This window comes from Arcticibacter eurypsychrophilus, from assembly GCF_001730525.1.
GTDB classification, from domain to species: domain Bacteria; phylum Bacteroidota; class Bacteroidia; order Sphingobacteriales; family Sphingobacteriaceae; genus Arcticibacter; species Arcticibacter eurypsychrophilus.
Genome location: NZ_MDFN01000014.1, coordinates 53,347 through 67,528, shown reverse-complemented (window position 1 = coordinate 67,528; position 14,182 = coordinate 53,347). Strand labels below are relative to the sequence as shown.

Sequence of the window (14,182 nt, the reverse complement as noted above, 5' to 3'; positions counted from 1 at the left end):
TAACATTGGAACGGTATTTTTGCATGTATTTTTAAACAGACACATGTCATTAAATAGCATTATTCAATACTTTGTTCCTAAAGACAGAAAATTCTTTCCTTTATTTGAGAAAGCTAGTGGAAATCTCATCGACTTAGCTGAAGCACTTAACGAACTCGTAAACACTCCTGATATAGAGAAAAGGAAAAGACTGACCAAGGATATTGAAAAACTTGAACATATTGGAGATGACATTACTCACCTGATTTTTTTAGAGATGGGTAAAAACTTTATTACCCCATTTGACAGAGAAGACATGCATTCACTGGCTTCTGCATTGGATGATATTGCCGATTACATTCATGGTTCTGCTGCCCGAATGGAATTGTATAAAATTACAGACATTACTCCTCCCATTATTAAGTTGGCTGAACTGATTCTACAAGGTTGTATCGAAGTAAATAAAGCTATCGAAGAACTTAAAAACTTGAAGAACATCCGTTTAATCACAGATTCATGTGTTCGGATTAATAGTATGGAAAATCAGGCAGATATGATTTTTGACCGCGCTGTAGCTGATCTATTCGAGTTTGAAGATGACGCTAAAACTATCATCAAGTATAAAGAACTGTTTGCTGCCATGGAAACAGCTACTGACAAATGTGAGGATGTAGCCAATGTTTTAGAAACCATCCTGGTTAAGAACGCTTAACTGCTAAAAAAACTTATAAATGATCACTCCACTTCTGGTAATTGTCGTCATTCTGGCAATAGCCTTCGATTATATCAATGGCTTTCATGATGCGGCAAATTCAATTGCCACTGTTGTTTCCACAAAAGTTCTGTCCCCTTTTCATGCCGTTTTATGGGCTGCCCTATTTAATTTTGCAGCGTACTTTTACTTCAGTGATCATAAGGTAGCAAATACCGTTGCAAAAACGGTAATAGAGAATTACATTACCATCTATGTTATATTATCAGGCTTAATTGCTGCAATATGCTGGAATCTGCTTACCTGGTATTTCGGTATTCCTTCCAGTTCATCGCACACCCTTATAGGTGGTTTTGCAGGAGCCGGTGTCACGAATGCTTTGCTTCAGGGGGCTACTGCAGCTGATGCATTGAACCTGGGTTATGTGTTTAAAATTATCTCCTTTATAGTCCTTGCACCCGTTATAGGTATGGTTATTTCAATAATCATTACCTTAATAATAGTAAATTTAAGCCGTTGGTCTAAACCAGCGACCGCGGATAAGTGGTTTAGGGGACTTCAACTGCTCTCATCTGCTGCCCTAAGTTTCACTCATGGAGGAAACGATGCACAAAAAGTTATGGGTATCATCTATGTAGCCCTGGTAGCTAGTAACGTACTGAGCAGCTCTGATCCTATGCCTGAATGGATTCCTATAGTCTGTTATAGTGCCATATCTCTTGGTACAATGAGTGGAGGATGGCGAATTATCAAAACAATGGGAACCAAGATCACAAAAGTAACTCCTTTAGAAGGTGTAGCAGCAGAAACTGCTGGTGCCATCACATTGGGGATTACAGAACATTTTGCTATTCCTGTATCTACTACGCATACCATTACCGGTGCAATAATTGGTGTTGGTGTTACTAAACGTGTTTCGGCAGTAAGATGGGGTGTTACCATTAACCTTTTATGGGCATGGATTTTAACTATCCCCGTATCGGCAATCCTCGCCAGTTTAGTCTACCTGATCATCAATATTTTTATCTGATTACTTCAGTAAATTATCGATCGTATTATAAGAGACTGAATGATAATTTGGTCTCGCTTTTTTATAAATCTTTTTTGCCCACTCCTTGCCTGCTGCACTAGTGGCCAATTCTTTATAAAGCGGAATCAAAAACTTACGCCTTCCCACATGATTCAGGAAATTTTCTACTGCAGGATAAGCAGCTTGATAATGATGGCGGATTGCTAGTACATACCAGGCACAATTCAGCTCAGCATTCCCAGATTTTGTGAATCCAAACTCTTTATCAATCCCTGCCATATCTTTAGCATTCAGATCTGCTGGAAGAACCTTTATTAAATAAAGCTGCTCATTGGCCGAACGAAGCTTTGCCTTTAATCCCGCCGGATGTATTTTACCCTTCCATCCGGATACTAAAGAATCGATAGCCTGATACTTTGCGGACCCAATAGATGGGAAATTTAAAGGAATCCCAGGCTCATAAACCCATTGTTTAACTTTAATTTGATCTGCCCAGGCTACATTTTCCTTAAGCAATTGACTATCTAAATACGATAAGAAATCTTCTGTAGTGGCCGACTGAAAAGAGTGATTTTTAAAATAATCTTTTAAAAACCCATCCATACGGGCTCTACCTACGGTATTTTCAATGGTCTTCAATAAGAAGTAGCCCTTTTCGTAGGCAATATCGGTCATCCCTTCATCCGGATCACGCCCTTCGTAATCGCCTTTAAGGCGGGTATCCGAACTTTTAACACCCAAATCCTGAAGTGTTTCTTTTAAGCTTTCATAACCAAGTACCTCTTGCATTTTAGCTTCATCCTTACCATATATATCTTCTACAATCCGCCTTTCCAGGTAAACTGTGAAACCTTCATTTAACCAGAAGTCATTCCATGTTGCATTAGTAACCAGGTTTCCACTCCAGCTATGCGCCAGTTCATGTGCAATGAGGCTAACCAGGGAACGATCACCAGCAGTAACAGTAGGCGTTAAGAAAGTCAGCATCGGGTTTTCCATCCCTCCGAAAGGAAAGCTAGGGGGCAAAACAATCACGTCATAACGTCCCCAGCGATAAGGACCATATAACTTTTCAGCAGAGGTAACCATTTTTCCCATATCAGCAAATTCCCAGACTGCCTTATCGATCGCAATCGGTTCGGCATAAATGCCTGTTCGCGAGTCAATGGCTTTAAATTTCAAATCGCCAACCGCTAAAGCCATTAGATAGGATGGAATTGCATGAGGTTGCTTGAAATGGTATACACCTTTAACATTTATTTGCTGAGGATTCTCCGCACTCATCAAAGCCAGAAGGTTGCTGGGTACAGTTATAGTGGCATTATAAGTGAAACGAATTCCAGGACTGTCCTGGCAAGGAATCCAGCTCCGGGCTAGTATAGCTTCAGACTGAGTGAAAAGAAAAGGATACACCTTGCCGGCAGTCTGTTGCGGACTTAACCATTGAAGCGCAGATGCGTCGGGTGAAGTCGTATACCAAATCGTAACTTGTTTAGTTGAATCTTTGATCCCTACTTTCAGTGCGCTACCCAGATATTTCTTTTCAGGGCCAAAGGAAAACCCTGTCTTCTCTCCATTGGATAAGGTAACACGGATAACATGAAGGTTTTGTGTATCAAAAATAATTGAATCAGCACCTTTATGGTTTTCAATGGTCCATGTCGCCTTACCAGTTAATATCTTACTTTCAAAGTTTACGTTTAAGTCCAGATCCAGATGTTTAACAATAGCTTGATCTGGTTTAGAAAAGGAATGTGGATCAGTAGAAACCCCATTTTCATCAGTAACTTTATTTTGATTGCAGGATAATAGGGCTAAGGAAAGCAGAAAAATGATGTTTTTCATTAATAAAGATTGGATAATATATAAGAAAAATTAAAATAGTATGAAACGTTTACAGCGGTTCAGTATTTGTAATTTGAAATGCACTGTTACCAGGATTAAAAAGGAACTGTCACCCGGCCTCTAAGCAAACCTCCACTAGTATTCGATTGCCATAATGGGCCTTGTTTAATCAATCGGATCGCTTCCTGATTGTGTAATTCATCTATCCCTTTTTCAATAAGCAGATTGATAGGATTACCTTTAACATCTACATTAAACAGGACGATAACAGAATCCCGGGATATTGTTCTAAGGTCTGCATTTTGATTCTTGATTAAGTACTCCTGATAGATCTTCCATCCTGCAGCTGGCTTAACTAAATCCTGCTTACTGGTGGATGAATAACCTGATACAACCACCTCATTAAGGGAGTTTAATTGCTCTTTTGAAGTCATTACCATGGATTGAGTACTGGCTGTTCTAGATAATCTTGCATTAGGAGTAGATGCAACTAGCAAATCAGGATTTGCAATTGCTGCTGATGAAGCTGTTCGACTAGAGGCAATGATTTCTCCTTCCTCTTTTTTATTGCTACTCAGGGGAATCTTGACAAAACTTTCATTAATTGAAGTAGCGCTTACATCAGCAGCTTGAACCTTGGAGCGAGCTGAAGATCCAGATATAGGCACCCGAGACGAAATAGAAGGAACTGCAGATTGAACCTGAGAATTCGTTAATGGCAACGACCCTGATTGAACCGCTTTATTAGGCACTGTGGCGGCCACAAGTTGTTCTTCTTCTTTAATATCAATATCAGATTCCTCCTTACCTAGCCGATCCGCAGCAGTAAGTCTTACTTCTGTTTGTTTAGGGTTAACTGCAACTTTAGCTGAACGATTTGTGCCCTTCATAAAAAACAGAATGCTTGCTGAGACAAATAACAAGCTTGCTGCAGCAGCGACACTCAGACGCTGCCAGGTAAAGAACATCGCATTTTTCTTCACGTACTTCTGCGCAATACGATCCTCCAACTGCCTTTGCAATATACTTAAATGAGGGTGCAACGACCCTTTAATCGCCTCATAGCCATCCAGGGCTTCAGCTAAAAAGGGATCTTCTAAAGCATCCTTTTCAAGCTCATGCATCCCTTTAGGATCAAGCTGTCCATTCAGATACTGCTGTAAGAGGTTATATTTTAATTTATTCGTTTCTCCCATTGCGTTCCATACAATTTTTTAAGTTACGCTTCCCGTTCTGAATATAACTTTTCACTTTGTTCATATCAAAACCTGTACTATCTGCAACCTCTTTATAACACTTCTGCTGAAGATAAAAAAGGTCTATCGTTAGTCGTTGTTCTTCTGGCAAAGTCTCTATACACTTTTCCATGCTTAGCAACTGACTCTCATTATTTGTATCTATAGAAAGATGCACAACTTCGGGTCTTTCCATATTTTCGTTATCTAAAGATACAAAAACGTGCTTAGAATTGCTTCTGAGTATCATTAAACAATGATTGCGCGCAAGTGTGTACAACCAGCTTTTAAAGTTGCTGACTTCAAACTTTTTAAGCTTTTCGATCAGCTCTTCAAAAATCTGCATCACCGCATCTTTGCTTAGCTCCTCGTCCTTCAGATATTTCAAACAGAGCCCATACACGAGGGTCATATAGTCATTATAAAGCTTTCCCAAAATTTCAAGATCACCCGTTCGCCGATAAGCGGATAGCATATCAGCTTCCTCAACGTTTGTATGACCTTCTTTATTTTTAATAAACTTCAAAGCTTAAATTCTTTGACCAAGTATAGCTTTTTTTTGCGGATATATGGAAATGTCAAATTTATTTCATCCTGATTAAAACTTGATTATGAAAACGACCATCGCCTTAACTTCTTTTTTAGCATTCATACTACTCATCGGATTTAAAACCAGCGAAACTATTAAAGTTTCGGGCACGGTAACAGGTATTCGGATTCTGAATCCCCTGTCGGGCGTTCAGGTCGCGTTAAAGAACACCACACAGCGTACACAAACGGATGCCAAAGGAAATTATACTATGGAAATTCCTGTAGAAGGGAGCACCCTGCAATTCACTCTAATCGGTTATGAAAAGGTAGAAATCAAATATACAGGTCAACGGAGAATCAATGTGACACTGAAAGAAGAACAACATTTACTTGACGAAATAGTTGTAACAGGCTATGGCAAGCAACAAACAATGCGATCCTCACATAAGGAAATGAAAATGGCATTTGTTGCTCCAGGAATAGTTTCCACCCAAATTATACTACCAAATCCAGTAGGCCAAAACACAGAAACGTATGCGACAGTCAATGAAAACAGATTTACAGATCCACTAAACACTCCTCTGTCTACCTTTGGAATAGATGTAGATGCAGCATCATACAGTAATATTAGAAGATTTATTAATCAAGGACAGTTACCACCATCTGACGCGGTACGTATTGAAGAAATGATCAATTACTTCGCTTACGAGTATCCTCAACCTACCGGCAATCAACCTTTCTCCATCAATACAGAACTCTCTGTAGCCCCCTGGAACACACAACACCGTTTACTACGGATTGGATTACAAGGGAAAAAGATGGATACTGCAAATATTCCAGCTTCCAATATCGTTTTGCTAATTGATGTTTCAGGATCTATGAGCGATTACAATAAGCTCCCGCTGGTTAAATCATCATTAAAAATGTTGGTCAATCAATTGAGGGCAAAAGATTATGTATCCATTGTTACCTATGCCGGATCAGCCTCAATTGCTCAAAAACCTATATCCGGAAATCAAAAATCAGCTATTAAGGATGTCATCGACAATCTGGAAGCGAATGGATCTACTGCTGGAGGAGCAGGGTTAACTATGGCTTATGATCTAGCTTCAAAACATTTCATCAAAGGAGGAAATAACCGGGTAATCATGGCTACAGATGGTGATTTTAATATAGGCGAAACCAGTGATGCACAGATGCAGCATCTTATAGAAGCCAAAAGAAACTCTGGTGTCTTTCTCTCTGTTCTTGGCTTTGGTATGGGAAACATAAAGGACAATAAAATGGAGACCTTGGCAGACAAGGGAAATGGCAATTATGCCTATATAGATAACATCAGCGAGGGGCGCAAAGTATTGGTTACTGAATTTGGGGGAACTCTGTTTACTCTGGCTAAAGATGTGAAGCTACAACTCGAATTTAATCCCGCTTACGTTCAGGCGTATCGTCTTATCGGTTATGAAAATCGCCTGTTAAGCAAAGAGGACTTTAATGACGATCATAAAGATGCAGGAGATCTGGGTGCCGGGCATTCAGTAACGGCTCTATACGAAATCATTCCAGTGGGTCTGAAAAGTAGATTCCTGGCATCTGTAGATCCTTTAAAATATCAAAACAATAAAAAGCCAATAGTTATCGATAACAAGGAAATGGTTACTATAAAACTGAGATATAAATCTCCCGATGGTGATAAAAGCAAGCTGATTAGCACTACGGTTGCCGATACACCTAGGCAATTAAAGGACGCCAGTACAGACTTCCGATTTGCCGCTGCTGTTGCCGGTTACGGGATGCTTCTTAAGAAATCTGAGTTTATTCAACAGGGAAACTATCAGCAGTCAGCCGCTCTTGCTGCCTCTTCTATTGGCCCGGATAATGAAGGATTCAGGAGTGAATTTGTACGATTAGTGAAGGCTTCTTCATTGTTGGCCGAGGATTTGCTCTCCTCTACACAAAATAAATAATGAGAAGACCACTATTAGGGTTACTATTGTGTTCGACTGTACTACTAAGCAGTTGCGAAACGTTAAATCAAACTGCCCAGGTTTTATCCCAATCATTGGGAACCCCTACATCCTCGGAGATTGCCTTAGGACTTAAACAAGCTTTAGAACTTGGAACCAATACCAGTACCGAACGCCTTAATGCTAGAGATGGCTTTTTAGGAAACCTGACGATTAAACTCCTATTTCCTCCTGAAGCACAAAAGGCGGAGAAGACTTTAAGGTCACTAGGACTTAATTCATTATGCGACAATGTGATAACCAGTCTGAACAGAGCAGCGGAAGATGCCGCAATAGAGGCTAAACCGATATTTATTTCTGCTATTAAGCAAATGACGATCAGCGATGCCTCCTCTATTTTATTGGGAAATCAGAGTAATGCGGCTACTCAATACTTTCAAAGAGTGACTAATTCACAGCTGAATGCGAAGTTTCAGCCCATCATTCAAAGCAGTCTGGGCAAAGTAGGCGCAACCAAGTATTGGGGAGATGTAGTATCTCGTTATAACCAGATTCCTTTAGTTTCTGATATTAATCCAGACCTTACTGCTTATGTAACACAAAAAGCAATACAAGGACTTTTCGTTGAAATAGCAAAAGAAGAGCTTAAAATAAGACAGAATGTCTCTTCCAGAAACAGTTTGTTATTGCAAAAGGTATTTGGCTATGCAGATAAACAGAAATAAATAAACAGATGGGTTGCTACTTTAAACCAGCAGCCCATTTATTCATTTTGCTTTCTAGAATTGATAACGGAAGGCATCCATCTTTCAAAAGTTCATCATGAAAATCTGAAACTCTGAACTTTCCTTTAAATTCCTTTTCATACTTCCCTCTAAGTTCCCGTATTTTCATTGCTCCTACCTTATAGGATAACGCTTGTCCCGGAATAGCCATGTACCTTTCCACTTCGGCTATAGCTCCATCCTCAGTAATGGACTCATTCTCCATCATGTATTTTATAGCCTGCTCTCTGGTCATCCCTTTCAAATGAATCGCAACATCGACAACCAAACGGACAGCACGATGCATTTCATCCCCTAAAGCACCCATATGCTGGTACGGATCTGTATAAAGTCCTAATTCTTTTCCTAATGATTCGCTATACAAAGCCCATCCCTCACCGTATGCCCCATACCAGGCAAAACGACGGAATGCTGGTAGACTTTCATTCTCTTGCTGCAGTGAAATCTGATAATGATGACCAGGTATTGCTTCATGGAGAAATAAGGATTCCATTCCAGAAGTAATATTAAATTTAGCAGCATCCGGTACCGGCACATAAAAAATTCCAGGCCTTTTTCCATCAGGCGAACCTTGATTATATTCCGCACTGGCAGATGCTTCGCGGAATGCTTCAGTTTGTCGAATTTCAAACAGAGCCTTTGGTTTAGTTCCAAATAACTCATTGACGTTTGGCTTCACCCTTTCATATATGCCACTAAAGGCATTTAACACATCTTTTGCCGATTTAAAGGGAGTAAACCTAGCATTTGTACGCAAATAAGTAAAGAATTCAGGCAGATCACCAGAAAAGCCTACTTCATTCTTTACCAGCTCCATTTCTGAGCGGATCCGTGTAACCTCTGACAAACCAGTTTTATATATCTCTTCCGGATCTTCATTGGTGGTAGTATAATATTTCACAAAATAGGCATACATGTTTTTACCTCCTGGAATAGCTGATATCCCTGAAGACTTTCTTGCCCGAAGTAAATATTCTTTCTGCAGAAAAACAAGCAGTTTCTTATAATCAGGGATCACATCATTCTGAATCATTTGGATGTACTGAGCCTTCAATTCCTTTTTTTGCTGCGCAGTAAAGCTCGCAGGGAATTTATTCAATGGCCCATAAAATACACTTCTTGAAGGATCATCAACGACCATTGCCTGTATCTGCGGAATCATCTTCAGAACAAGAGCAGCAGGAAACACCACTCCTTTACTAATTCCCTTTCTCATGTTTGCAATAGCAGTATCAGTCCATGGACCAAATGCCTTCACTCTTACCAACCAATCCTGATAATCCTTTACAGTTTTAAATGGCTGAAAGCCATCCCCTGAACCCAGCTGAGCAAGAGTAATCGGCAATCCCCAAAATTGATTAAATGGAAGCATCCACGTCTTCTGTTTCAATCCTTCCAATTGCATATTCATTTCATAAGCAAGAACATCATAGCTGAGCTGATCGTTCGAATTTAATGAATCACGCTTAAATGTTTTAAGCTCGTTTAATGTCGACGTATAAAATACTAATAAAGTGTCCCGGTAAGCTTGTGTCTGATCATCAGGCAACACATCATTATACCGGTTGTCTCCTTGTTGGGTAGCATCCAAAGGATAAAGCTGGGCGCGCTTTTCCCAGTATTTACTAAATAACCCAGATATATCTTTCTGCGCAGGTGGCGTATTCTTGGTAGATTTTTGAACACAGGAGACGAGAAGAATCAATAATGCACCTGCTGCAAGCTGTAATTTCATATAAAAGTATATGGATTTATTTGCACAAATTACTCATTATTTGCTCTTATCTTCACAATCTTCCTCACTATTTTCATCCAGAGCACAATGATTTTGTTTAGGCAGTACTTTAACAGAAACTTCCTCTTCCGTTTGAACCAGATGTACAGCATATTCTGCTGGCTTAATGCTTCCTCCAAACTTCTCCGCATACACTTGCGTAAACTCTGCCCCGAAATAGAGAATGGCTGCTGTATAGTAAACCCAGGTCAGGATGACGATCAAAGATCCTGCAGCTCCAAAGGTAGATCCTGTACCTGCCATCTGAAGGTAAAAGCCGATTAACACCCTTCCAAGCATAAACAGTAAGGCTGTTGCAATAGCCCCTACACGTACATATTTCCATGAAATTATAACATCAGGAAGGAACTTGAATATAATGGCAAATAATATGGAAATAATAGAAAAGGTTAAAAAGATATTAAAGACCTGCAATAAGATAACCGTGATTTCTGGAAACAAACGACTTAATCTATCACTCAATCCAGCAACCAAACCATTGATTACCAAGGATACTACCAGTAAGAAACCCAGACTTATAATCATAGAAAATGAGAGTACCCGGTTTATAAGCAATTTCTGAATACCCTTTTTAGGTTTAGGCCTTACTCTCCAAATAATATTCAAGGTATCCTGGATCTCTGTAAATATGGCAGTCGCACCGATAAGGAGCACTACTATACTGATAATAAGTGAAAATGTAGAGCCGCCAGACAAGGCACTTTTCTCTATCAAAGATTGAATCTGCTGCGCGGCATCACTACCAACGAGTTGATTAATCTCCGAAAACAGTTTGCCTTGAATAGCTTCCTTACCATAAAATATGCTAGCCAGAGAAATAATCAACACCAATAAAGGCGACAAGGCAAATATGGTAGAATAGGCCAATGAAGCACTGTATTTAATTGCTTTATCATCTACAAACGCACTGGCAGAGCCCATAAAAACTTTCCCAAGATCTTTAAGATACTGTTTATTTAAACGCATAAAAGGCAGATTTTTTTAATGAAAAGTCTTTTATCGTCTAAATTGTTTTGACAGGCTTATATTTTCGGATCCTGAAGAAACACGTAAACCTACCGATGCGAAATAATCAACAAATCGAGATCCTTCGGTGGCATGTTAAAGCGGCTTGCCAAATCCAGGTTCGTTAAATGACCCTGATATAAATAAATGGCATTTCTCACACCCTGTTTTTCCCATATTACATTTTTTATCCCCCCCATATCACCAATATCCAATAAAATAGGAGTAAAAATATTAGTTAGCGCATAGGTTGCAGTCCGCGCTACCCTCGAAGCAATATTGGGTACACAATAATGGATCACATCATACTTGCGAAATACAGGATGCGTATGATTCGTTATTCTTGAGGTCTCAAAACAGCCTCCCTGATCAATACTCACATCAATAATGACCGAATTTGGCTTCATCTTGCTTACCGTTTCATCGGTAACAATACAGGGACTCCTTCCATGATTAGCCCTTAGAGCACCAATGACCACGTCGCAGCTTGTTATTGCTTTATTCAATACCAGAGGTTGAATCACAGAAGTGAACACCCGGCTCCCTATGTTATTTTGCAATCTTCGCAGTCTGTAAATAGAGGTATCGAACACTTTTACCTCAGCACCAAGCGCAATGGCCGTACGTGCCGCATATTCAGCAACAGAACCACCACCCAGGATAACAATCTCTGTTGGGGGTACACCAGTAATTCCTCCCAGCATCAAACCCTTCCCGTCAAACACGTTACTCAGATACTCTGCAGCAATCAAAATAGAAGTCGCTCCCACAATTTCACTCATTGAACGGATTACAGATAAGGAACCGCCTTCATCCCGAAGATATTCATAAGACAAAGCGGTAATCTTTTTCTTCATCATCGCTTCCAGACTCTCTGCTTTCAGTGAAGCCATTTGAAGCGTAGAAAACAAAACCTGACAAGGTTTCATCATTTCAATTTCATCAGCCGTTGGCGGACCAATTTTAATGATGATATCGGCATTAAAAATCTCCTTCTTATTGTACTCAATAATGGCTCCCTGTTCACTATAATCGTTATCAGAAAAATTAGCGCCCTTGCCTGCCCCAGTTTCAATAACCACCCGATGCCCGTTACTAACCAGTACGGCAACTGAAAGCGGAGTTAAAGCAATCCTGTTTTCTTGAAAAGATGATTCCTTTGGGATACCTATATACAGGCTATTTTTTCTGGGTTTAATTTCCATCATTGCTTCCTGAGGCTGCATCATAGCCTGCTTTGCAATGTCAGATAGTTCATTCATCATGAGATCTGTTCAATTTGAAGCCTAATTTACGCATTTGATACTATATCCGTGTTAATATCTCTTCCCTGTATTTCGGCTGTGAAAACCCTGCCATTATTTACTGTTAACTCAAGGGTTACCTTTACCACCTGATCGGGTATCAGATCAGGTATTTTTTCCGGCCACTCAATTAAACAATATTCTCCGGAATAAAAATACTCTTCATACCCCATATCAAAAGCCTCACTTTGATCTTTAAGTCTGTAAAAATCAAAATGATAAACCAGGCCATGCGGATATTTATATTCATTGACAATAGAAAATGTGGGGCTTGAAACTGTAGCCTCCACACCCAATTCCTTACAGAGCGCCTTTATAAAGGTCGTTTTACCGGTACCCATTTCCCCGTAGAAAACCAGTACACGATGTTCTCCTGCAAATAAAAGAAGCTTCCGGGCTAGTGCAGGAAGTTCCTCCAATGCTGAAACAATTTCGTTCATATCTTATTTTGGACTATAGGTAATATAAGGAACGATCATCTCTTCCATGGACACCCCTCCATGCTGAAACGTTTCATTATAATAATTTACAAAGTGATTATAGTTGTTCGGGTACACAAAATAACTATCCTCCTTGGTAAAAATGAAACTGGAGCTTACATGTAGTTTTGGTAAAAGTGCATCATGTGGATTTTTAATAAGAAAAACCTCTTTCGCATTGAAATTCAAATTCTTACCCTGCTTGTACCGTAAATTCGTATTCGTATTACGATCGCCAATTACCTTACTCGGATGTTTAACCCGTATCGTTCCGTGATCAGTTGTAATCACCAGTTTACAATTCTTCTGCGCAATCTTTTTCAATAATTCTAATAAAGGCGAATGCTCAAACCACGAAAGCGTAAGGGAACGGTAAGCCGCTTCATCATTGGCCAACTCTCTGATCATTGCCATATCCGTACGGGCATGCGAAAGCATATCAACGAAATTAAATACAATCGCATTTAAATCATTTCCCATCAGATTATTAAAATTCTCCACCAAATCCTTCCCTTGCTCATAGGTTAGTACCTTGGTATACGAGTGTTTAATATCCTTTTTCAGCACCCTTTGGATCTGATCTTTTAAAAATTGCTCCTCAAAAAGATTCTTTCCACCCTCATCCTCATCATTCTGCCACATCGATGGAAAACGCTTTTCCATCTCCAACGGCATCAATCCTGAAAATATAGCGTTTCTAGCGTACTGTGTCGCTGTAGGTAAAATACTGAAATAGATATCCTCCTCATCCAAACGAAAATGCTCCGTTATAATCGAGTTTAAAATTTTCCATTGATCATACCTTAAATTGTCGATCAGAATAAAAAATAACGGTTTAGAGGGTTCCAACAAGGGAAACAACTTCTTTTTCAAAAGCTGATTTGAGGTAACCGGACCACTATCAGGGTCTTTAAGCCAGCCGATATAATTTTTCTCAATGAATTTACAAAACTGAGCATTCGCTTCTGCCTTTTGCATGGTCAGGATTTCATGCATGCCTGCGTCTTCCAGCTTTTCCAATGAGAGCTCCCAGAAAATAAGCTTCTTATACACATCCACCCATTCACTATAGTTCAGATTATCATTTAAGGTCATCCCCAACGTGCGGAAATCCTGCTGATAGGCCATCGAAGTCTTTTCACTTACCAGGCGTTTATTATCCGTCAGCCTCTTTATTGTCAGCTGAATTTGCTTCGGATGAACTGGCTTAATTAAATAATCATCAATCTTTGATCCAATGGCATCCTCCATCAGATGCTCCTCTTCATTTTTTGTAATTAATACAACCGGCACATCCGGATTAATATTCTTAATTTCAGCAAGCGTTTCCAGTCCGGTAAGTCCCGGCATATTTTCATCCAGGAAAACAATGTCAAAATATCCGTTTCTAAAAGCATCAAGGGCATCGTGTCCATTTGTCACTGTGGTTACTTTGTAACCTTTTTCATTAAGGAACATGACATGGGGTTTTAATAAATCAATTTCATCATCAGCCCATAGTATGGTGGTTTCCTGCAT

Annotated in this window: 12 protein-coding genes; 4 read left to right on the top strand and 8 right to left on the bottom strand. The window is 39.6% G+C overall.

All coding sequences use genetic code 11. The features are described 5' to 3' along the window. The first annotated feature begins 43 nt into the window (after positions 1-43). Together BFL47_RS09375 and BFL47_RS09370 are read left to right on the top strand one after the other, a co-directional pair. Positions 44-691, top strand: coding sequence for a DUF47 domain-containing protein (locus BFL47_RS09375; RefSeq protein ID WP_069659534.1), 648 nt, complete (start codon positions 44-46; stop codon positions 689-691). Positions 692-710: 19 nt separating this feature from the next. Beyond that, positions 711-1,721, top strand: a complete 1,011-nt coding sequence (locus BFL47_RS09370) for an inorganic phosphate transporter (protein ID WP_069659533.1) — start codon at positions 711-713, stop codon at positions 1,719-1,721. On the opposite strand, the gene BFL47_RS09365 is transcribed toward BFL47_RS09370, so the two are convergent. The 3 genes from BFL47_RS09365 to BFL47_RS09355 form a co-directional block, all read right to left on the bottom strand. After that, positions 1,722-3,566, bottom strand: a complete 1,845-nt coding sequence (locus BFL47_RS09365; protein WP_069659532.1) for a M1 family metallopeptidase — start codon at positions 3,564-3,566, stop codon at positions 1,722-1,724. It abuts the gene before it with no gap. A 95-nt stretch (positions 3,567-3,661) separates the two neighbouring features. Then, positions 3,662-4,762 (bottom strand): hypothetical protein, encoded by a 1,101-nt coding sequence (locus BFL47_RS09360; protein ID WP_069659531.1) that lies wholly within the window; start codon positions 4,760-4,762, stop codon positions 3,662-3,664. After that, a complete protein-coding gene (locus BFL47_RS09355; RefSeq protein WP_069659530.1) occupies positions 4,746-5,327 on the bottom strand; it encodes an RNA polymerase sigma factor in 582 nt (193 codons plus the stop codon). The genes BFL47_RS09360 and BFL47_RS09355 overlap by 17 nt, the downstream gene beginning before the upstream one ends. An 85-nt stretch (positions 5,328-5,412) precedes the next feature. Here BFL47_RS09355 and BFL47_RS09350 point away from each other — a divergent pair, with 85 nt between their 5' ends. Continuing rightward, positions 5,413-7,296: a vWA domain-containing protein gene (locus tag BFL47_RS09350; RefSeq protein WP_069659529.1), complete on the top strand. Its 1,884-nt coding sequence runs from the start codon at positions 5,413-5,415 to the stop codon at positions 7,294-7,296. After that, a complete protein-coding gene (locus BFL47_RS09345; protein ID WP_069659528.1) occupies positions 7,296-8,021 on the top strand; it encodes a DUF4197 domain-containing protein in 726 nt (241 codons plus the stop codon). Before BFL47_RS09350 ends, BFL47_RS09345 begins: the two co-directional genes overlap by 1 nt. Positions 8,022-8,037: 16 nt before the next feature. Here BFL47_RS09345 and BFL47_RS09340 read toward each other — a convergent pair whose 3' ends face one another. The 5 genes from BFL47_RS09340 to porX form a co-directional block, all read right to left on the bottom strand. Further along, entirely contained in the window at positions 8,038-9,816 is a 1,779-nt protein-coding gene (locus BFL47_RS09340; RefSeq protein WP_069659527.1) for a DUF885 domain-containing protein, read from the bottom strand. 36 nt (positions 9,817-9,852) lie between these two features. Beyond that, on the bottom strand, positions 9,853-10,842 hold the full coding sequence (locus BFL47_RS09335) for a YihY/virulence factor BrkB family protein (RefSeq protein ID WP_069659526.1): 990 nt from the start codon (positions 10,840-10,842) through the stop codon (positions 9,853-9,855). Positions 10,843-10,931: 89 nt separating this feature from the next. Beyond that, positions 10,932-12,143, bottom strand: a complete 1,212-nt coding sequence (locus BFL47_RS09330) for an alanine dehydrogenase (RefSeq protein ID WP_069659525.1) — start codon at positions 12,141-12,143, stop codon at positions 10,932-10,934. A 29-nt stretch (positions 12,144-12,172) separates the two neighbouring features. After that, complete coding sequence (tsaE, locus tag BFL47_RS09325; RefSeq protein ID WP_069659524.1) at positions 12,173-12,625, bottom strand: tRNA (adenosine(37)-N6)-threonylcarbamoyltransferase complex ATPase subunit type 1 TsaE; 453 nt, start codon at positions 12,623-12,625, stop codon at positions 12,173-12,175. Positions 12,626-12,628: 3 nt separating this feature from the next. After that, complete coding sequence (porX, locus tag BFL47_RS09320) at positions 12,629-14,182, bottom strand: T9SS response regulator signal transducer PorX (protein ID WP_069659523.1); 1,554 nt, start codon at positions 14,180-14,182, stop codon at positions 12,629-12,631.

Bases quoted from the DNA above. Each gene is read 5' to 3' on its own strand.
- BFL47_RS09340 (WP_069659527.1), bottom strand. From the start codon at position 9,816: ATGAAATTACAGCTTGCAGCAGGTGCATTATTGATTCTTCTCGTCTCC.
- BFL47_RS09345 (WP_069659528.1), top strand. From the start codon at position 7,296: ATGAGAAGACCACTATTAGGGTTACTATTGTGTTCGACTGTACTACTA.
- porX (WP_069659523.1), bottom strand. From the start codon at position 14,182: ATGCAGGAAACCACCATACTATGGGCTGATGATGAAATTGATTTATTA.
- BFL47_RS09375 (WP_069659534.1), top strand. From the start codon at position 44: ATGTCATTAAATAGCATTATTCAATACTTTGTTCCTAAAGACAGAAAA.
- BFL47_RS09360 (WP_069659531.1), bottom strand. From the start codon at position 4,762: ATGGGAGAAACGAATAAATTAAAATATAACCTCTTACAGCAGTATCTG.
- BFL47_RS09350 (WP_069659529.1), top strand. From the start codon at position 5,413: ATGAAAACGACCATCGCCTTAACTTCTTTTTTAGCATTCATACTACTC.
- BFL47_RS09335 (WP_069659526.1), bottom strand. From the start codon at position 10,842: ATGCGTTTAAATAAACAGTATCTTAAAGATCTTGGGAAAGTTTTTATG.
- BFL47_RS09365 (WP_069659532.1), bottom strand. From the start codon at position 3,566: ATGAAAAACATCATTTTTCTGCTTTCCTTAGCCCTATTATCCTGCAAT.
- tsaE (WP_069659524.1), bottom strand. From the start codon at position 12,625: ATGAACGAAATTGTTTCAGCATTGGAGGAACTTCCTGCACTAGCCCGG.
- BFL47_RS09370 (WP_069659533.1), top strand. From the start codon at position 711: ATGATCACTCCACTTCTGGTAATTGTCGTCATTCTGGCAATAGCCTTC.
- BFL47_RS09330 (WP_069659525.1), bottom strand. From the start codon at position 12,143: ATGAATGAACTATCTGACATTGCAAAGCAGGCTATGATGCAGCCTCAG.